The organism is Bacillus cereus group sp. BfR-BA-01309, from assembly GCF_022664315.1.
Lineage (GTDB): Bacteria > Bacillota > Bacilli > Bacillales > Bacillaceae_G > Bacillus_A > Bacillus_A mobilis.
The window spans coordinates 1-21,223 of sequence record NZ_JAKUHE010000012.1 but is presented as its reverse complement, the minus strand read 5'-3'; the positions used below and the strand labels follow the sequence as shown (position 1 = coordinate 21,223).

Sequence of the window (21,223 nt, the reverse complement as noted above, 5' to 3'; positions counted from 1 at the left end):
TTCTACCTATAAAAAGAACATGCACCCTTTACATACAACATCATTTTTCTAAATTATACAGGGGGAACGAACATGACCATTGAAAATCAATTTATCCAAAAGGTTTACTATAAAACATTTTTAACAGAAGAAACTTCTACTCCAGTATCGGAAGTACTCGGTGAAGCATATATAAATGAATCTACAAACGAATTCTCCAACATTTCTAATATCCGCTTTGCTCAAGGTGAATTTTATTACCAAAATAAAGACTTTGAAGCCGCGATATTTAAATGGGAGAAAGTAAATAACGAACTTGCACTTTGGGCAACCAAAAATATTGCAGATTCTTATTTTGAACTAGGATTCTTGCCAAAAGCAGAAGAAATTTATCAATCTATCGAAACGGAAGATACAACTCTTACAATGGAAGTTTCCTTACAACTTCTTTCTCTTTACATCGAACAAGATCGTTTAGGTCTAGCATTTAAGACAATTAGTGAGGCTGTTGCATTTCAACCTGACTATCCAAATATTACTGCAATTGCTCGCTCATTCTATGAAAAACAAGAAGATTGGAATAACGCTATCGAACTTGCCGTTCAAGAAGGAATTCGAACACAATCATTACACTGGTTCGATACTTTAATCCATTATGTGAATCAAGGATTTACGAAACAAATCAAACCAGAATATTTCTATGAATCTTTAAAAGCTTTATATGCAATTGATCAAGTCCAATTTAAAGAACTTGTTATTGCTCTTTGGAACAGCTATCAAAATGAAAACTTGCATCTACCTTGGATTCAAACAATAAATCATTTATTCTTACATATCGAAACAGACAACAATGACGATTGGCATGAAATTATTGAACGCTACCAAGATACGTACTTTGAATTAATTACTGGTGAACATTTCATGCATGAAATGCAGGGACTTGTACCAGATTTATTAACAAATTGGTTTAGTTTAACGAAAGCAAAAGATGCCCTATTTGTCTCTGCTGCAGTGTTAGCATGGAATGAAGTTTCACCTACAACTTTAGAGTCATTGCTCGTAAAAAGTGCGGGAGCCCTACTCTCTAATTCAACAGCTGAAACAAATGTAAATATGGAAACCGTTTCTCATTTATTCGAAACAATTGCTGTATGGGCTGAAAAAAATGATGTGGATTTAAGTCATCAATTTACGTTACTCGTTCATGAACTATGTGATTTAAATGTTACACAATTACTAATAGCGGGAACTAGTGACCATGATAAATCATCATTCATCAATTCAATATTAGGAGAGAACATCTTAACTGAGACTGTAACAACTCCTATTCTATTTAAAGATGATAGCCAAACTGAAATAACAGAATTCACTGCGTTAGATGTACACAATATACCGAACTTTGATGAATTCCATCAAATAATGGCTACACCTTCCGATTCCGAGTCAGAACTTGAGAAGAAGTGTATAGAAATTAAGTTACCAAGTAGATTTTTAAGGAAGAATAAATTTGCATTTCTTGTTACGCCATCTGTTCAAGGGCAAGTGGATAAAAACAGCTCATACTTTGAATACTTACAAGCAGCAGATAACCTTATTTACGTATTAAATTCTGCTTCACCATTGCATGGTGAAGAGCTTGATACATTACTTTATTTACGTGAACAAGTGCCAAACTTACAAATTCATTTCGTATTACACACAAATAATGCGGCCAATAATGAAAAACTAATGAGTAAGATTAAAGTCCATTTCCCGAATGCAAAGTTCTTCCCATACTCTCCTTCACAAGAGAGTAGCCAGCAACTTGGAGACGTGACAGAGTCTATTCTTTCTAATCTAGCAGAACGCGACATAGAACAAGAACGTATAAAAAAACTAATATGGTTCACTCAAAAAACAATCGCATACCTTGTAAATGAACGTGTGGAATTAGAAAATACATTAGTGAAATCCGTACGCTGGAATAAACATATCTCAGTAAAACTAAACGGATTTATTAACAATCTTACTGCTCTTGAAAAAGATAAAATTCGTTCTATTACAGAATCTTATCTTTTAACGAAAGAAGAAATCACACGAGATATCCATTCTCAAATTCCTGAATTATTACAGAGCTGTTCTGACCTTGTTCAAGAAGATAGTGACTTCAAATTAGTTCATGAAGAATTAAATGCTGCGATGAACGAACGCATTCAAAAACATGTACAGCAAGTGCTTCTTCCTAAATTTACTGGATTTATTCAAGAGTGGATTGAAACAGCGCATAATGAATTTATTCAAGCTCAATCTTATTTAGATGAAATGAGTGAAACGTTTAATAAATTATATAAAGAAGAACGCATGAAACTTCCTTGCGATTTTAAATTACTAGATGACTGGCATCGAGATGTTGTACGTATGACAAATCGAATTACAGTATCGAACATCAATATTTTATTACGCTTTACACCAACACAATTTTTCTTAAAGAGTGCGGGAAAACTATTTGGTAACATGCAAAAAAATCAATCTATGCTCGCAAACAAATATAAACAATACATTGAAACGGAAGATTATACGGAAATTGCTCAAACAATCTCAAAACAATTCTTCCTTCAATTTGAAGTATTTGAAGGCGCATTAGAACGAGATATCATGATGTTCTTTAAAGATCCACTTAGCATACTGAAACAAAATGTAGAATCAGCTCAACTTGAAATACAGGAAGACGAGCAAACATTAGCAACGTTAAGAAGCAACCCAGAAACTTATCACGATCCGTTAGCATTCTTTAAACTGCAACTATTGCAGCACAAATTCGTTTTAAGTACGAACAAAAACAATGAAGACGTCTATGAATTTAATGAGTCTCCTACGATTTAACATAAAAAACCAAGCAAACGAAATTTGCTTGGTTTTTTACTTTAATTCATTATTTTCATATGTTCAAATGGATAATAAATTGCCGCTAATTCTCCTAATACATCCGCTTTATCAATAAGTCCTAAACCATTTCTACTATCTCTGCTTATTAAGCGATTATCTCCCATAACAAAAATCTTATTTTTAGGAATTGTAATCGGTCCAAAGTCCTCTGTTAAATTCATAAGTTTTTTTTCAGCTTGTTTTTTATTACTATACAAATACGCTTCCTGCATCACTTCATGATTCACATATAATTGATCATTTCTCACCTCAATGACATCACCAGGCAAACCAATAACCCTTTTCACATAAAAATTATCTGTCTTCACAACAATAATATCTTCTCGCCCATAACTTTCAAATTGCTTTGCCAACTTATTAACGATCACCTTATCTCCATCTTGTAACGTTGGCTTCATGGACGCTCCTTTTACAGTCGTAGGAAAAAACAAAAAGATTTTTGCCAAAAACACCAACAAACATGCAATTGCAATTGTTCCAAAGAATTCACGCCAACGTTTTTTCTTTTGCATCATTCCACCATCTCATCATCTTTTTACTTTTATTATAAGGACTTCAACTACTCAATTTCCACAAAATTCTGAATTGAAAATTAGAATATTGTAAACTTGGAATAATCACCATAAACTTCTTATTTTATATAATTTATATTCATCTCACTATGTGTCGGCAGTAAAACTCCATCTCAAAAATCGGCTGAAGTAAAATAGTAAAAAAGATAACCTCAAAATAGTCTATCTACTATTTTGAGAGTATCTTTTTATATTCCCACATATACAATACACATTTGAGCCGCTACATATGTAAACCAAATCCAAAGTGGTTCATACTTTAATTTGCGCCCTCCAATATCTGTCACGCCTATAATAAAATCAGAAATCACAAATAGTAAACCACCAAAAGCCGGTATCCACCATATTCCTGTATTCTCATAGTATAAGGCGAATGCAAAGCAAGCCATTCCTCCAACCCACAGTCCGTAAATTAGAGCTCCTATCGTAAACAATTTATCTTGTTTCTCATTTCGGATAAAGAAGAACCATCCTATAATGAGAAAAAGTCCGTATACGAGTAAACCAATCCAAAAACCATTCCATGAGATGCCTGTTTGCAAAAATGCTTTTACATAAAAACAATGTGCAAGCGCGAAAGTAATCATCCCTCCAATTAACCTGTGACCAATTGGAATCAAACCTGCCATAAATAAATCTCCTACAGTTGATAACGTCATACCTAGTGCAACCCACGTACTATACTCTACTGATGGATCTTGTAACCATATCCAAATTGCACTTGCTGTTAAAGAAAAACTAAGAATAAGACGCACCGCTAAAGGTAGCGGCCTATTATTTCTTGTCTTTTTTGTCTGTCCTATTGCGTACATTGCACCAATTAAAAAAAGAATTATTTGTCCAATTAACACCATGTAAAGTAGATTCATAACATGTTCTCCTCAATAAATGCTTTTTGTATCTGTTTTCGTTATACCTAGTCTATTATCCTTTTTCTATAAAAAAAAGAAGAACAGTACTGTTCTTCCATTGTAATCGTTTTCCTGTTATTTATGCTACTTGTTTTTCTTGCTCCATTTTCTGCTTAGCTGGCGTACGATTCACCACGATAATTCCCGCAGCTACACACGCTAAACCAAATAATACAAATGAATGAATTGCTTCTCCTAAGATCATGCTCGATAATAACACACCAAATACGGGTATAAAGAACATGTACATTGATACTTTTCCAACTTTGTTGTACTTCATAATCGTATTCCAAATACAAAAACCTGCTGCGGATAAGAAAGATAAGTAGATAAGCATAAGTATTGCATGTACACTAAATGTAAATGGCATGACTCCAACTTGCAAAGCCCCTATACATAATAGCCCGATAGAACCAAAAATCATTTGGTATGCTGTCATATATCCAACATCTAATGTTTTGCTACCTTCTTTCGCCAATATGTTTCCATATGAATACAACATTGCTGCACTAAGAAGTAATAAGCTACCGATTCCGAAATGGAATGACAAACTACCATCACTCGGTACATTTACTAAAATGACACCACAAAAGCCGATAGAGACCCCAATTATTTTTCTCATATTGAGAGCGTCATCTTTATATAAAAAGTGAGCAAGTAAAATTTGAAAGAATGATGATGTTCCTGAAATAATAGCTCCTTCAATGCCCGAACTATAACTCATTCCAATATAAAAACATATATATTGAAGAAATGTTTGAAATAAACCAATTTGTACTAACTGCTTCCCCGTTCCTTTTTTGAAGCCCATATCTTTTCCTAACACTTTAAAGAATAATAAGAGCATGACTCCAGATAAAAAGAAACGATAACCAGCAAATAATATTTGCTCACCAACTTCTTGTGGCTGAATTCCAAGTTCAGCATAACTTAATTTAATAAAAGGGAATGCGCTCCCCCATAAAAAAGTCGCTACTATTGCAGCAATCAATACGCCAATCGGATGGGTAAAAAATTTCTCTGTCTTCACTTGTTGTCTTCCTTTCCGATCTTTTTATGAACAATATTCATATATACCAAAGGTATTGCGAAAACACAAGTTTTCCGTTTATACTTGAAACAAAACTGTGCCATCTTATAAAAAGATATGATATACTATAGAATAATTACAACATAATAACTGTTAAAAACAGATTCAACAGAAATGCTGCTATCCATTATGGATGGCAGCTTTCGTCGTTTTATAGGGGTTTCGATTTTGATTATTTTTCTCAATAAGAATTTGGAAGGAGCGAGTAGTAATGAACTCAGAAGTAAAAACATTACAAGTACAAAAGTCTATTTCTCATCCCTCTTTATGGGATACATTAAAGAAACATTATGAACTTATCTTTGCAATCGCATCTGGTATTTTCATTTTAGCTGGTTGGTTATTCACAAAGAACGATGCAATGAATGTAGGCATTACCTGCTATATCCTTGCTTATATAATTGGTGGATATGCAAAAGCGAAAGAAGGTATTGAAGATACAATTGAAGAGAAAGAGCTAAATGTCGAAATGCTCATGCTCTTTGCTGCTATCGGTGCTGCAATCATTGGCTACTGGGCAGAAGGCGCGATTTTAATCTTTATCTTTGCACTGAGCGGTGCGATGGAATCTTATACATTAAGTAAAAGTCAAAAAGAAATTTCAGCGCTTCTTGATTTACAACCTGAAGAAGCACTACGTATTTCTAATGGAACCGAAGAACGTGTTCCTGTAGGACGATTACAAATTAACGACATTATTTTAATTAAGCCAGGTGAGCGCGTTCCTGCTGACGGTACAATTCATAACGGTGAAACAAATATCGATGAAGCTGCTATTACAGGAGAACCTATTCCGAATGAGAAAAAATTCGGTGATGAAGTATTTGCCGGTACTGTAAATTTACGCGGTGCTATCGAAGTTAAAATTACGAAGACGAGCGATCAAACATTATTCCAAAAGATTATCCGTCTTGTCCAAAGTGCACAAAGCGAAAAATCACCATCACAACTATTCATCGAAAAGTTTGAAGGAACATACGTAAAAGGTGTACTACTCGTTGTTGCGCTTATGATGTTCGTTCCTCATTTCTTACTGGACTGGAGCTGGAATGAAACGTTTTATCGCGCTATGATCTTACTTGTAGTCGCATCTCCTTGTGCACTCGTTGCTGCCATTACGCCAGCAACGTTATCTGCCATTTCTAACGGAGCAAGAAATGGAATTCTCTTTAAAGGCGGCATACATTTAGAACGCCTCGCTTCAGTAAAAGCAATCGCTTTTGATAAAACAGGTACATTAACACAAGGAAAACCTACCGTAACAGATGTATATGTCCGAGAAAATCTGACAGAAAAAGAAGTACTTTCTATTACAGCGGCAATTGAAAGTCACTCTACACACCCTTTAGCTGAATCTATTGTTAAATATGCACAACATGCGCATGACATTACATTACAAAAACCAGAAAATGTTGAAGATGTAACTGGTTTTGGGCTAAAAGGAATACTCGAAAACAAAGCTTATAAAATAGGTAAAGCTGATTTTATCGGTGAAGAAACAAAGACATTTCATAATGGTATTTCTGCCTCACTTGAAAAAGAAGGTAAAACTGTCGTTTATATTCGTGATGAGGATGGCATCCTTGGACTTATCGCTTTAAAAGATACACTTCGCCAAGAAACAATAGCTGCTATTCGCGAATTACAAAGCATTGGTGTCGAAGCAATTATGATTACTGGTGATAATGAAGAAACGGCAAAAGCAATTGCCTCTGAAAGTAATATAAAGGAATATTACGCATCATGCTTACCAGAAACAAAAGTTGAAACGATTAAGAAGCTAAAAGAAAAATACGGGACAGTAGCAATGGTCGGAGATGGTATTAATGATGCCCCTGCACTCGCTACCGCTAGCATTGGTGTAGCGATGGGTGAAGGAACAGACGTAGCTTTAGAAACTGCAGACGTTGTACTGATGAAAAACGAATTATCTCGACTTTCCCAAGCAATCCGCTTATCAAAACGAATGAACCGTATTGTAAAGCAAAACGTAATCTTTTCACTAGCTGTAATTGCAATGCTAATTTGTTCAAACTTCTTGCAATTTTTAGCTCTTCCGTTCGGTGTTATTGGACATGAAGGAAGTACGATTCTTGTCATTTTGAATGGCTTACGATTATTAAAAGGAAACTAATAAAAACGGGTCCTCTATGAGGGACCCGTTTTTTTCTAATGATAGCTATTATGCCCGTTCGCACTACTACTCGTTTTATGCTTTGGATGCGAACTGCTCTTTTGTTTATTGTTATTTTTATTGTTGTGGTTCTTTTTATTATTACTCATGAAATATCCCCCCTGTTCCCTTTTATTATGGAACAAGAGATCACTTTTCATTACGGGAATTATTGTCACCCGTTCTATAATGATGGAGTAAGCCATTAATTTCACCGCCAAGTAAAATTACCCATCCAGTTAAGTAAAACCATAACATTAGAATAATAATACCACCGAGACCACCGTATGTATTGGCGTAATTCGCAAACTTATCTACATAATAAGCAAATGAGTACGATACCACAATCCATCCTACAGTAGCAAATGTTGCTCCTGAAATGACTTCTCTTCTTTTTAACTTTCGATCTGGTGCAAATGTATATAAAAAACTAAACAATGCGAATAAAACGAAGAAACTTGCTACTAACCGCGTAATGCTCCACACGTAAGAAAAACTATCTGATAAACCAATTGCTTTAAATACAGCTGCCCCAATGACTTGTCCGAACACTGGAACAATTAGCGCAAACACAATCATAAAAATAATAGCTAACGTAAACAAAATGGATAAAGCTCTCGTTTTAATAAAAGAACGTGTTTCTGTTACATCATACGCACGGTTAAAAGCATTCATAACTGCATTTACCCCGTTTGAAGCAAACCATAGCATCGATAATAAACCAAATGATAATAAACCACCATTTTGTTCATTTACAACTTTATCAACGTTTACTTCAATTAAGGACATCGCATCTTCCGGTACGTACGGTTCTAATAATTTGAGCACACTTTCTGTTTGAAGGTCAATGAATCCAAGAAGCGTAATTAAGAAAACAAGCCCAGGAAAAATCGCAAGCAAGAAGAAATAAGCGAGCTGTGCTGCCAAGCCCGCTACATCATCGCGCATCGTCCGGTCATACAAATCCTTACCAAACGAATAAGTACGATTTCTTCTCACCTTTTCTAAAATTTTTCTCATATATGTTTAAACGCTTTTCTTCTCTTCTTTATCTTGCTTCAACTCAATGTACGCTTCAGTTTTTTTTTCCTCTGCATTTGAGTCTTTCATAAATAGTTCACGCGCTTCCTTCATACCGCCATCTTCAGCAACTATTGGCTCTTCCTCTGCTTTCAGCTCATCTACCTTTGTAGATACAGCTTGAATTTCAATTGTTTCTGGCTTCTCTGCTGGCTCAACCTTTTTCTTACTAAAAATTTCTTTCGTTTCTTTTAACGTCTCTACAACAGACGGCGTCAATTTTTTAATTTCTGCTACTTTCGCTTTTACTACATTGAAGTCAGCGAGTTCGCGCCCTTTATCTGTAACAGTTTGCACTTTTTCTTTGATTTTTGCATTTTCACCGATTTCAATCATCTTTGTTTTTGCTTTTTCCGCAGTATTTTTTACTTTTTCACGGTTTTCCTTCTTCAACATAGATACAGCTACACCTGCAGCTACACCAATCGCAATATTTCGAGCAATATTATTTTTCTTTGCCATATTCCTTCACCCTTTCATTTCTTATGTTAGAAAGTATTTCTTTCTAAGCTTCCTCATATTCCTTGTTCATTTCGAATGAAAGCTAATAGCTTTGCACACCCTTCTGTTACAAGGTCATATACTTCTTGGAAATTCCCTGTATAGTAAGGGTCGGGAACGTCTGTCCAGCCACCGTCTGGAACAAAATCGGACAGTCTACCAATATAGCCTCCAGTTTTACCTAAACTTTTTAAATCTGCTATATTCTTGTTGTCCATGGCAATAATATAATCAAACTTTGTTAAGTCTTCTTTTTCTACTTGCCTTGCTTTAATTCCTTCAAAAGTGACTGCATTTTCTTTTAAAATTTTTTGTGTTCCTTTATGTGGCGGATGGCCAACATGCCAATCTCCAGTTCCTGCAGAATCAATGACAATTTTCTCTTCGAGTCCCTCTTTTACGACAAGATCTCGAAAAATCGCTTCTGCCATCGGAGAACGGCAAATGTTCCCAAGACAAACAAACAATACTTGAACCATATTTTTGTTTCTTCCCTTCTTGGTGCATTTCTTAATATATACTTATAGTATAAACAACCAATTATTAAATATAAAGGAAATCCCTACTAATTTAATAGGATTGAAAAGATTCATTAACGAAAATGATAAAAAATGTTAAGATAGCCTTATGTTATTTTAAAGGGGGACACTTCGGTGGATTTATCCGTAAAGTCAGAAGAAAACGTTGAATATATGGTCGAAGCTATTAAAGAAAAACTACGTATGGTTAATGCTGGAGCGATGAGAGCTGCTAGCTTTAATGAAGAAATGTACGAAGACTTACGTGACATTTATGAGCATGTTATGAAACGTGAAACATTCAGCATTAGTGAAATGCAAGCTATTACAGAAGAATTAGGTACATTAATTAAAAAGTAAAAAGCCTCACTTATGAGGCTCTTTTTTATTTCCAACAAATTCATGACAACTCTTCTCTTTCCCTCAACCAACTGTAAAATATTGTACAATAGAAGTAGAACCTCACCTTAGATTTTTTCTCCATACATACTACTCACAAATAATAGCAACACTACCATTGCTAACTGTTTTTACTGGAGGTGCTTACTTATGAGCAATTGGTACAGTAAGACGAAAGATCAAACGCTAATTGATCTAGAAACAAACGAACAACACGGTTTAACAGATGAAATCGTAAATGAACGTTTAAAGCAATACGGCTCTAATGAATTAGCTACAAAACAAAAACGCACGTTATGGCAGCGGATTTTCGCCCAAATTAATGATGTCCTCGTATATGTCCTTATTATTGCTGCTCTTATTTCAGCCTTTGTAGGTGAATGGGCTGATGCAAGTATTATCGCGCTCGTTGTAGTTTTAAACGCTGTTATTGGTGTCGTCCAAGAATCAAAAGCAGAACAAGCTTTAGAGGCATTGAAAAAGATGGCGACCCCTAAAGCAATCGTCAAGCGAAATGGTGAACTAAAAGAAATTCCATCTGAGCACGTCGTTCCCGGTGATATCGTTATGCTCGACGCTGGTCGATATATCCCATGCGATTTACGACTTATCGAGACCGCAAATTTAAAAGTTGAAGAATCTGCTCTAACTGGTGAATCCGTCCCCGTTGATAAAGATGCAATCTACCACCCTTCCATGCAAAGTGATGAGCAAGTACCATTAGGCGATCAAAAAAACATGGCCTTTATGTCTACTCTTGTAACATATGGCCGAGGCGTCGGTGTTGCTGTTGAAACTGGCATGAACTCACAAATTGGCAAGATTGCTACCCTTTTACATGAAGCAGACGATGATATGACACCACTCCAAAAAAGCTTGGCACAAGTCGGAAAGTATTTAGGCTTTGTCGCTGTAGCTATTTGTATCGTTATGTTTTTCATCGGCTTTTTACAAGGCCGGGATACGTTAGAAATGTTTATGACTGCTATTAGTTTAGCCGTTGCAGCTATTCCAGAAGGCTTGCCAGCTATCGTTTCCATCGTTCTTGCAATTGGCGTCCAGCGCATGATTAAACAAAACGTTATCATTCGGAAACTACCAGCTGTTGAAGCACTCGGTTCTGTCACAATTATTTGCTCAGATAAAACAGGTACGTTAACACAAAATAAAATGACCGTTACTCACTTTTATAGCGATAACACATACGATCACTTAGAAAATTTAAATGTAAATAACGATGTGCAACGTCTATTGTTAGAGAATATGGTGCTATGTAACGATGCGTCTTACAATAACGAATCACAAACCGGAGACCCGACTGAAATCGCTCTTCTCGTTGCTGGAAGCACTTTTAATATGCAAAAAGATCATTTAGAAAAGATACATGAGCGTGTTAACGAGTTGCCTTTCGATTCAGATCGTAAAATGATGTCAACCGTGCATACATACGATAAAAGCTACTATAGCATGACGAAAGGTGCTATCGATAAGCTCTTACCTAGATGTACCCACATATTTAAAAACGGTAAAATAGAGGGTCTAACAGAGCCTGCTAAAAATCAAATATTAGAAGCTGCCGAGGCAATGTCTCGAGAAGCTTTAAGAGTACTTTCATTCGCATTTAAACAATACAATTTAAACGCTGTGGATATAAATCATCTCGAGGAAAACCTCATCTTTATCGGTCTTGTCGGTATGATTGATCCACCGCGAACTGAAGTAAAAGATTCAATTACGGAATGTAAAAAAGCCGGTATTCGCACAGTTATGATTACTGGTGACCATAAAGATACCGCTTTTGCAATCGCCAAAGAACTTGGCATTGCTACAGAAATATCTGAAATTATGATTGGAACTGAATTAGATAACATTTCAGATACAGAACTAGCAAGCAAAATTGATCACTTACATGTATTCGCTAGGGTCTCTCCAGAACATAAAGTAAAGATCGTAAAAGCATTACGTGCAAAAGGAAATATCGTTTCTATGACTGGTGATGGCGTCAATGACGCTCCATCTTTAAAACAAGCAGATGTTGGTGTGGCGATGGGCATTACAGGAACAGACGTTGCAAAAGGGGCAGCGGATGTCGTGTTAACAGATGATAATTTCTCATCTATCGTGAAAGCTGTTGAGGAAGGTAGAAATATTTATCGTAACATAAAAAAATCAATCCTCTTCTTACTCTCTTGTAACTTCGGAGAAATTATCGCTCTATTTCTAGCCATTTTACTCGGCTGGGCAACACCACTACGACCTATTCACATTTTGTGGGTGAATTTAATTACAGATACACTGCCTGCATTGTCACTTGGGGGTGATCCTGAAGATCCAGATGTGATGAAGGAAAAACCACGACATGCGAAAGAAAGTTTATTTAGTGGTAGCGTTCCTTTTCTTATTTTCAATGGGATTGTCATTGGACTGTTAACGCTAATAGCCTTTATCGCCGGAGCAAAATTCTATACCGGAGATACAAATTTATTCCCTCTTTTCCCAGAGCGAATTGATGAGGATGCTCTATTACATGCTCAAACGATGGCATTTGTCGTTCTTAGTTTTTCTCAGCTCGTTCATTCATTTAACTTGCGTTCAAGAACGAAATCCATTTTTTCAATTGGGATTTTTACAAATAAATGTTTAGTATTCTCCCTTCTTATCGGTGCTCTTATGCAAGTTTGTATCATCTCCATCCCACCTCTTGCAAATATATTCGGTGTGCATGCATTAACGATGCGAGATTGGGGATTTGTTCTCTTATTAAGTATCATCCCGCTTGTTGTGAATGAGATCATTAAATTAGTGAAGAGAAGCTAAAAGGCAATGAGGACTGCTCCTCATTGCCTTTTCATTTATCCTTGTAATTCTTTTTTTATGTTCTCTGTTAATGTAGCCATACGTTTGCGGCTTTCTTCTCGCTCACGTTTATTTTGTTCTTCAATTTGTTGTGTTTCTTGCATACCTCTTGAAATAATGTTCCAAGTTTCCTCAAGTGTTTCCATCTTAATACTAGAAGAACCCGATAATCTCGCTACTTCCACACTTTGCGTTGCGATATTTTGTGCATTCTTCTTAAGTAATTCATTTGTACGGCGGTCCAGTTCAGCCATAGAATCTGCAACAAGCTTTTGACGCTTCGCATTTACCGCCTGAATGATACCATTTTTAAAGATAGGAATCGTTGTAATAAATGCTGTATTAATTTTACCGATTAATTTATTGTTACCACGTTGAACCATACGAATTTGTGGTGCTGTAAGTAGCGCAACCATACGTGCTTTCTCTAAATCATCAATACGCTGCTCTAAAATTTCAACAGAGTTTTTAAGCGACTCTAATTCAATACCTGCTAATTGGTCATTGTTACGTACACGCTCTTCATACATCGGAACTAGCTCTGTATTTAAACGCTCTAATAACATTTCTCCTGCTACTACGTATTTTTCTAAGTCTAAATAATATTTTAAGTTTTGCTCATATAAACCGTCTAACGTACCAATTGATTTTTTCATTTCATCTTGATACTTTGTAATTTCTACGTATACTTTATCCATTTCGCGGCCCATCGTTTGGTACTTGCTAAAGATTTGTTCAATCATTTTATCCGCTTTTTTGAACATACGTGAGAAGAAACCGCTTTTCTCTTCCGCAAAGTCTTTGCTATCGAATCTGTCCATAATTTTACCAAGCTGTTTTAATAATTCTCCAGAGTCTTCTATTTTTGATAAAGACATTGTATGTAAGATTTGATCAGCAAAACGTGAAATTTCCATAGAGGGTTCTTTTCCAAGCTCGATTAATTCTAACTGATCCTTAATATCTACCGCATTATAAATACGTTGCACATCTGCATCTTGTCTAAGTTGCAAGCGAACATCTTGTGCTGTTTGCTCATTTAATTCTGTTTTCGAATCTAGTACGACTGGGTTATTCATATGGTATTCTCCCTTTCCTTATAAAAATGGACGAAATAGTCCTTTTATTGTTTGTGATAAATTTTTATAGGCTGATGAACCATGAAACTCAAGATCGAAATTAACTTCTTCAAGCCAATGTGAATCAAATGCTGCTGCATCAATATACGGTTCAATATCATTTCGTCCCGTTGGATTGAAGTGGAATACATCTACTCCTATTTGATTTAAAAATAGTAATAAAACAGCATCAGAACGAGTTAATTCTCCACTCTTCTCATTATTAAATATAACAATTTTCGGTACGTCTTGTGAATAATCAAATTTCTCAAGCTGTTCTAAAATGTTCGGTGGTATTTGAGAAAGTTGTGCGAAAACATATAGCGCTACATCTTGTTTCGTCTCTTTTGCAATTGGTTTACACATTTCACTTTCGCACGCATGAATGATCGCCTCTGCAATACCATGTTGTAATCCTTCTGGCAATCGTTTATGTGGCCACCAATGACTGTTCATAATTAAATCTGGATGTAATTTCCCCCCGCGGTCTAAAGCATCTCGGTAATGATATTGGAAATTTGCTTTTTGTTCTTTTGTAAACGGGAATGTATTAATTAATAAACTGTTATCAAATGATGTAACAGCCTTTAATCGCTGAAAATACTCTTTATCATTTTTTGAAACACCTGATATTTTCGCAAATAAAGAAGGGATATAAATGTGTTTATTCTCAACAAAGAATGTCGGGCGTACAAATGCCTTTTCTTTCGTAATTAAAAAGAGTTCATCATACGTTGTTTTGAGCGTACGAGCTACAGGCGTATACGAACGGAATTGCCACGGCTTGTACAGCAGTGAATTATCGTGGTGAAGTACTTGCTCAATTTCTTTTGAAGCTTGATACGCTACTGTTGCAACACGTTCGCGGCGGCGATCTGGAAATGGCTCAAGAGAAATGCGACCTGAATGAGACACAACAAAACTTCTTCCTTCCTCATCAACATTCTCAAATCCATCTTTTCCTTCTGGATGATAATAAAGTACATCACAGCCGAGCATAATAAGGAAGTATAAGAAATATATACGGCTTTCCGTCGCATCACCGTACCAAACGATACGCGGCATTTGTTTCTTATAATTAACCGTAGAAAACCACTTCGCTACGTAATTTTCACTTAATTTAATTATATCAATTAAGAAACGACGGAATCCCTCTGTTTTTAACGATTGGTTATGTTGTTTCTCATACAATTTCAATACAGAAATAAACGTCGTATGTATATAATGCTGCAAGTCAGGATTGTCTACTTTCGGTAAAAGTTGTTTCCCAGATAAGTGTGCCACTAGCCTATTTACTGTCAGACCGTTTGGTGCTTCTTGATGTAATCCGAACACTTCTTGAATATGACGAAGCTTTTCCGAATCAATCACTTTGTTTAAATTTTGTTCGTGTAAAACTTCGATTCCTTTTGCTTCACTATAATCAAATAGCTCATTAAAATATTCATCTACATCATTAGGAACGCCAAGGATTCGACATGCTATATAACTAAATTTCATCTCATTCTCTGTCAGTTCATACTGTGGGCGTTTTTCTAAAAGTGTTTCAAATTGCTTTAAATCTGATTCATCTTTTAATCCATATGGTTGAAGTGTAAAACGTGAAAACATAACAGTTCACCTCCAAAAACATTTACGTTTTTTCTAAGTCTTTCTTCTATTATAAACTATTTTTGGTTATAAAAAATGGGCGCTCGTAAAACGAGCAAACCCATTTCAATTATTTATTGTCTTCTTTAGTAGCTGCAACTTCTTCTTTAGCTTGTCCAGAATTCTTCATGTAGTGAAGTATAAATGTTGCTCCAAATGCTACAACTAAAATGATAAAGAATAGCATATGACTTATTTCAATATGAATAACAGACAGTAACATTTTTACTGCAATAATTAAGATTAAAATATATGCTGTCGTTTCAAGTTCTGGAATACGCTCTAACAATTTTAAGAATACACCAGCGATACCACGCATCATTAAAATACCGAGCATTCCACCTAATAATAGAATCCAAACTTCATTTGATACACCAAATGCAGCAAGTACGCTATCTACAGAGAACGCGATATCCATTAATTCAACCATCGCAACTGTTCCCCAGAAGACACCAAATATTCTGAAGAGAATACTGTTTTGGTTCATACCATGAGCTTCCTCTTCTTCTGCATTACCTTTTCTTTTATCAATGAAGTATTTAACTGAAAGCCAAGCTAAGTAAAGTGCACCTAACACTTTTACCCACGCTAATTTAATTAAGAACATTCCAATTCCAATCGCAATAAATCGGAATACATAAGCTCCAATAAGTCCATAGAATAATGCCTTTTTACGTTTTTCTTCCGGAAGGTGTTTTACCATTACCGCTAATACAAGTGCATTATCAGCAGATAACAAACCTTCAAGTACAACAAGTGTACCTATTAATCCCCAAGATACTGGATCTTGCAACACTTTAATCCACATGTCCAAGTCGAAAAACTGAGCATACGTATCAAGGATTCCTTGCAAAATACTCATCTTACCTTTATCCCCTATTCTTTGCTAGATTTATAGAAAGGTCAAAAAAAGGAAACGAATATCGTTTCCTTTCTATGCATCCAAGCCATACGCTCTTACAAGCGCACCTAGGCCACCTTGGAAACCGCTTCCTACTGCATTAAACTTCCACTGTCCATTATGACGGTATAATTCACAAAATACAACCGCTGTTTCGATGGAGAAGTCTTCCCCTAAATCAAAACGAAGAACTTCTTCATTCGTCTCTTCATTTGCTAGACGAACGAACGCATTTCCTACTTGTCCAAAGTTTTGACTACGGCCTTCTGCATCATAAATCGTAACTGTAATAGCAATTTTGTGCACATCTGCTGGAACTTTCTTTAAGTCCACAACAAGTTGCTCATCGTCGCCTTCTCCTTCACCTGTACGGTTATCTCCTGTATGTAGAACAGATCCACAAGGAGACTGTAAATTGTTATAGAAGATAAAATCAGTTTCTTTCGTACATTTTCCGTTCTCATCTAATAAAAAGGCAGATGCATCTAAATCGAAATCTGATCCACCGTCGTAAGATTTAATATCCCAGCCAAGACCAATTACCGCTTTTGTTAAACCAGGACTTGTCTTACCTAAATCAATCTTCTGTCCTTTTTGTAATTGAATAACCATTTATATTCACCTCTATATTTTAATCTTAAAAAATATATCCATCAGTAAATATCTGTTTCACCGATAGATATACGAAGCTATTACTCTACATCTAAACCGAAATTGTTACATAGAGATGCTAATCCACCTTGGAATCCACTTCCGATTGCATTAAACTTCCAGTCACCTGCATGACGGTATAATTCCCCTACTACAACAGCTGTTTCAATAGAGAAATCTTCTCCTAAATCGTAACGAATTAGCTCTGCATTCTTTTCTTCATCTAAAATACGTACGAAAGAGTTAGAAACTTGTCCGAAGTTTTGGCTACGTCCTTCTCCATCGTAAATTGTAATTGTGAAGCAAATACGTTCAATATGTGCAGGTACATTTTTTAAATCTATTTTAATTGATTCGTCATCGCCTTCTCCTTCACCAGTTCGGTTATCTCCTAAATGCTCAACAGCACCATTCGCACCTTTTGGGTTATTATAGAAGACAAAATCCTCTGCACCTGAAACTTTACCGTTAGCACCTACTAAGAAAATACTAACATCTAAATCGAAATCGTTTTGTCCGTCATAACGATTCGTATCCCAACCAAGTCCTACAAGAACTTTTGAAAGACCTGGATTCGTTTTTGTTAAGTCTACCTTTTGTCCTTTTTTCAATGAAATTGATGCCATATTCAATTCCTCCTCGGTTTATTTTATTGATAACGTGATACAATCTCACTTAAGTTTTTATCTTGTGTGCCTTCTCCAACAGCTGAAAACTTCCATTCACTTTCGTGACGATACATTTCACCTGCAATTAGAGTCGTTTTGCCAGCATAATTATCCGATAAATTATAGCGTGCTAATTCTTCACCAGTTTGCGGGTTTTGAATTCGAATATATGCATTACGAATCATCCCGAAATCTTGACGACGATTTACACAGTCATAAATATTTACAACGAATACTAAACGATTAATACGGCTCGGAACTTTATGTAATTCTACGAAAATTGTTTCGTCATCACCAGCGCCTTCACCTGTTAAATTATCTCCTGAATGAATAATACTACCACAAGTAGAAAGCTTGTTTCCGAAGTAAACTAAATCGTTTTTGTTTAAAAAGCGATCCCCTTCTAACATAACAACAGATGCATCACAATCTACATTTGGTTTACTTCCAAATAATGAAGACAGAAACCCACCTGATTGCCCAATTGGATCCCAGCCTAAGCCAACCTGTAGTTTCGCTACTTTCGGTTGTCCTTTCGTTAAATCGATCTTTTGACCTTTTTCTAAAATAATAGGCATGCAGTTTCTTCCTTTCTACAAAGCATTTTCCAAGGCGGAAAATATTGTATTCTTCCCTTATATTGTAGCATTATTTATCTATTGAGAAAAAGAATAAATTCTCAATTATATGAAAACACCTATATCATTTATTTATATTGATGTAAGAAGTGGTAAATCGAACCAATCATTCCTGCGTGATTACGATTTTGTGCGATTTTAATCTCGCAATTACTATAAATCTTAGGATTTAAATATTTTCGTACCTCTTCCTTTACTTCTTCTAAAAATCGATTACCTCTATTAGTAATCCCTCCACCAATAATAATTACTTTTGGATTGAAGATATAAGCAAGATTACTAATTCCAATGGCTAAATGTTTAAAGAATATTCGAACGGCATGTATAACTTCTTTATCCTTCTGATTATATAATTCAAAAATTTTTTCACCGTTCCAATTCCCGCTACCTTTATACTTCCGCACAAGAGAAATTAACCCTGAAATCGAGGCAACCTCTTCAAATTGTTTCCCTTCGATCAACATATTGCCCCATTCACCAGCACTAAATGAATGACCTCTGTACAGTTTTTTATTAATAACAATAGCTCCCCCTATTCCCGTTCCAAGGGTAAGCATAATACAATTATTTTCATCTCTTCCAACACCTTGCCACATCTCTCCAAACAAAGCACAATTGACATCATTTTCAATGGATATAGGAACTTTTAATACAGCTTGTAATCTATCAATAATAGGAATACCAGCATAGCGTGGAATATGATCCACGCCGCCAGTTATGATTCCTCTATGAATATCTACAATTCCAGCTGTACTAATACCGATTCCAGAAACAACATGTTCATTCATTAATTGCACCGCCAAGCTAATAATCTTTTGAACGATTTGTTCCCCACCTAAATGGGCCTCTGTTAATGTAGTTTCGTGATTTAGTAATATCCCAGATTTTGAAATAATCCCATATTTAATCTGTGTGCCACCAATATCAAATGCGATATATTTTTTCACACTGTCACTTCCTCTAACATTATGAACTTCACTTTTCTGCATTGAAATGATGATGTTTTCCTTTAATAAGAGTTCACAAGATTTACAGATCCAGCTTTTACGTAGACACTGTTGTATTCTTTATTATCCGAGACAATTTCATAATACGATCCTTGTGGTGTATTAACTGTTTTCTTAATGGCTACCATAATGTTGCGAGATGTCATTCCAGTCTGACCTTCAGCCATACTTTTGAATATCGGAGAACCTGCCGTTAACGTTCCAAGTCGATATTTATTTAAATCTTTACTTCCATTCATTGCATCAATTCTATACATAAGCGAGGCAATTTGCTGTCCCCAATTTTCATCACTTGCATACATGACGTTCATTCCTTGTGCCTTATCTCCTAAGTTTCCACCATTATATGTATTTCCACTTGGATTTAAGTAATGCTTATCTATATATGCCGCACAAAAATCAATACCTTCTTCCCATGTTTTGAATCCAGTTGCACCATTGTATGGATCTGAATCTACCGCTCTAAAGCCAAATAAATTTTTCTTATCTTGCGCGATACGACTTGTTCCCCATCCTGATTCTAAAATTGCATGTGACACTAAGTAACCAGCATTCATCTTATATTTCTCTGCTGCACTTACAAAATATTTTCCTAATCCAATAAGTGGACTCTTTGCATTCGATTTACGTAAGAAATTATCAATTTCATCTCCTGTATAAGTAGATGTTGCACGAAGTGGCATATACTCAAAGTATTGATAACTATCTTGTCCTCCAATTTGCTTCTTATCAAAAGCCTCGTAACGCTCTCCTTCTTTTAAATGTTTCGGAGCATTACCAATTTGATACGTTGCATGTTTACCATTTTCCGGATTGTATACATAATGATATAACTTGCCATTTTTAGTCGCATAATACGACGTTTTCTCACCAGTCATTGTCGGATGTAATGTAACATCATTTATATTCACATAACCTGTCATACCATCAATTTGGACATGAATACGATCATCAACAGCTTTTACAAATTTCAGGTCAGCTCCACCCTTTACATATGTGAGCTTTTTACCCGTCGTAATATCATAAATATTAATAACACCATTTGCACGAACGAAACCTTGCTTCATATTTACAACTTTACCGTCACTTTTAATGTAAGCATCTTCTTTCATATTCTGCATAATTTGTGTTGCTTCCGCTTCATTTGGTTTTTGAACCTTTTGTGATGAGGTAACAATTTCATAAGAAGACGAACCTTGTTTAACTTTTAAGAACTGTAACGAAACATAACCCTCTCCGCCATTAAAACGGATTTTTGCCCAGCCATTTTCTTTTCCTATGATCGTAACAGTCTCTCCATTTTTCAAATGACCGACAGCTGCCGCACCTGTTGATGGACCTTTACGTACATTTAATAAAGACGCATTTACAACGGCTCGTTCTTCTATTACCTGTCCAGGGGTTGTTGGATCTATGGAATCTTTACCAATCGTTATAAACTCTAACGACACATACCCTTCTTTTCCTTGATAGCTTATTTTCGCCCAGCCGTTTGCTTTTCCTAGTACTGTTACTTTTTCTCCATTTTTTAAGTTTCCTAGAACCGAGCTACTTGTATTCGCCGCACTTCTTACTCGTAAGCTTGT

18 protein-coding genes are annotated in these 21,223 nt (G+C 35.7%); 4 read left to right on the top strand and 14 right to left on the bottom strand.

The features are described 5' to 3' along the window. Window positions 1-72 precede the first annotated feature (72 nt). Window positions 73-2,841 (top strand): tetratricopeptide repeat protein, encoded by a 2,769-nt coding sequence (locus MR115_RS21250; RefSeq protein WP_242242671.1) that lies wholly within the window; start codon window positions 73-75, stop codon window positions 2,839-2,841. A 41-nt stretch (window positions 2,842-2,882) separates the two neighbouring features. On the opposite strand, the gene lepB is transcribed toward MR115_RS21250, so the two are convergent. The 3 genes from lepB to MR115_RS21235 form a co-directional block, all read right to left on the bottom strand. Then, entirely contained in the window at window positions 2,883-3,419 is a 537-nt protein-coding gene (gene lepB / locus MR115_RS21245) for a signal peptidase I (protein WP_242242670.1), read from the bottom strand. 245 nt (window positions 3,420-3,664) lie between these two features. Continuing rightward, window positions 3,665-4,345, bottom strand: a complete 681-nt coding sequence (locus MR115_RS21240; protein WP_242242669.1) for a lysoplasmalogenase — start codon at window positions 4,343-4,345, stop codon at window positions 3,665-3,667. Between the two features lie 121 nt (window positions 4,346-4,466). Further along, on the bottom strand, window positions 4,467-5,417 hold the full coding sequence (locus tag MR115_RS21235; RefSeq protein WP_242242668.1) for a DMT family transporter: 951 nt from the start codon (window positions 5,415-5,417) through the stop codon (window positions 4,467-4,469). Window positions 5,418-5,688: 271 nt separating this feature from the next. Between MR115_RS21235 and MR115_RS21230 the strand changes: the two genes are divergently transcribed. Further along, the gene (locus MR115_RS21230; RefSeq protein ID WP_242242667.1) at window positions 5,689-7,611 is read left to right on the top strand and encodes a heavy metal translocating P-type ATPase; all 1,923 of its coding nucleotides are present in this window, start codon (window positions 5,689-5,691) and stop codon (window positions 7,609-7,611) included. Between the two features lie 189 nt (window positions 7,612-7,800). Here the strand turns inward: MR115_RS21230 and MR115_RS21225 are convergent, their stop codons facing one another. From MR115_RS21225 to MR115_RS21215, 3 genes are read right to left on the bottom strand one after another with little or no spacing between them, the layout of a single operon-like run. After that, window positions 7,801-8,670: a YihY/virulence factor BrkB family protein gene (locus MR115_RS21225; protein WP_229133965.1), complete on the bottom strand. Its 870-nt coding sequence runs from the start codon at window positions 8,668-8,670 to the stop codon at window positions 7,801-7,803. Between the two features lie 6 nt (window positions 8,671-8,676). Further along, window positions 8,677-9,192 (bottom strand): DUF4075 domain-containing protein, encoded by a 516-nt coding sequence (locus MR115_RS21220; protein ID WP_242242666.1) that lies wholly within the window; start codon window positions 9,190-9,192, stop codon window positions 8,677-8,679. Window positions 9,193-9,245: 53 nt separating this feature from the next. Then, window positions 9,246-9,710, bottom strand: coding sequence for a low molecular weight protein-tyrosine-phosphatase (locus MR115_RS21215; RefSeq protein WP_000250910.1), 465 nt, complete (start codon window positions 9,708-9,710; stop codon window positions 9,246-9,248). Window positions 9,711-9,884: 174 nt separating this feature from the next. Here MR115_RS21215 and MR115_RS21210 point away from each other — a divergent pair, with 174 nt between their 5' ends. Together MR115_RS21210 and MR115_RS21205 are read left to right on the top strand one after the other, a co-directional pair. After that, on the top strand, window positions 9,885-10,109 hold the full coding sequence (locus MR115_RS21210) for a DUF1128 domain-containing protein (protein WP_000366197.1): 225 nt from the start codon (window positions 9,885-9,887) through the stop codon (window positions 10,107-10,109). 189 nt (window positions 10,110-10,298) lie between these two features. Beyond that, window positions 10,299-12,965, top strand: a complete 2,667-nt coding sequence (locus tag MR115_RS21205) for a cation-translocating P-type ATPase (RefSeq protein WP_242242665.1) — start codon at window positions 10,299-10,301, stop codon at window positions 12,963-12,965. 35 nt (window positions 12,966-13,000) lie between these two features. Here MR115_RS21205 and MR115_RS21200 read toward each other — a convergent pair whose 3' ends face one another. From MR115_RS21200 to MR115_RS21165, 8 genes are all read right to left on the bottom strand, one after another. Continuing rightward, window positions 13,001-14,083 (bottom strand): toxic anion resistance protein, encoded by a 1,083-nt coding sequence (locus MR115_RS21200; protein ID WP_061676707.1) that lies wholly within the window; start codon window positions 14,081-14,083, stop codon window positions 13,001-13,003. An 18-nt stretch (window positions 14,084-14,101) separates the two neighbouring features. Next, the gene (locus MR115_RS21195) at window positions 14,102-15,733 is read right to left on the bottom strand and encodes a YceG family protein (protein ID WP_061676706.1); all 1,632 of its coding nucleotides are present in this window, start codon (window positions 15,731-15,733) and stop codon (window positions 14,102-14,104) included. Between the two features lie 109 nt (window positions 15,734-15,842). After that, the gene (locus MR115_RS21190; RefSeq protein WP_242242664.1) at window positions 15,843-16,634 is read right to left on the bottom strand and encodes a TerC family protein; all 792 of its coding nucleotides are present in this window, start codon (window positions 16,632-16,634) and stop codon (window positions 15,843-15,845) included. Between the two features lie 72 nt (window positions 16,635-16,706). Beyond that, window positions 16,707-17,285, bottom strand: a complete 579-nt coding sequence (locus tag MR115_RS21185; RefSeq protein ID WP_242242663.1) for a TerD family protein — start codon at window positions 17,283-17,285, stop codon at window positions 16,707-16,709. Between the two features lie 80 nt (window positions 17,286-17,365). Then, on the bottom strand, window positions 17,366-17,950 hold the full coding sequence (locus tag MR115_RS21180; protein WP_061676703.1) for a TerD family protein: 585 nt from the start codon (window positions 17,948-17,950) through the stop codon (window positions 17,366-17,368). Between the two features lie 23 nt (window positions 17,951-17,973). Next, window positions 17,974-18,570, bottom strand: a complete 597-nt coding sequence (locus MR115_RS21175) for a TerD family protein (protein ID WP_097819881.1) — start codon at window positions 18,568-18,570, stop codon at window positions 17,974-17,976. Window positions 18,571-18,698: 128 nt separating this feature from the next. Further along, window positions 18,699-19,577, bottom strand: coding sequence for an ROK family protein (locus MR115_RS21170; RefSeq protein ID WP_242242662.1), 879 nt, complete (start codon window positions 19,575-19,577; stop codon window positions 18,699-18,701). Between the two features lie 62 nt (window positions 19,578-19,639). Further along, window positions 19,640-21,223: SH3 domain-containing protein (locus MR115_RS21165; protein ID WP_242242661.1), on the bottom strand; the 1,584-nt coding region annotated here is incomplete at its 5' end.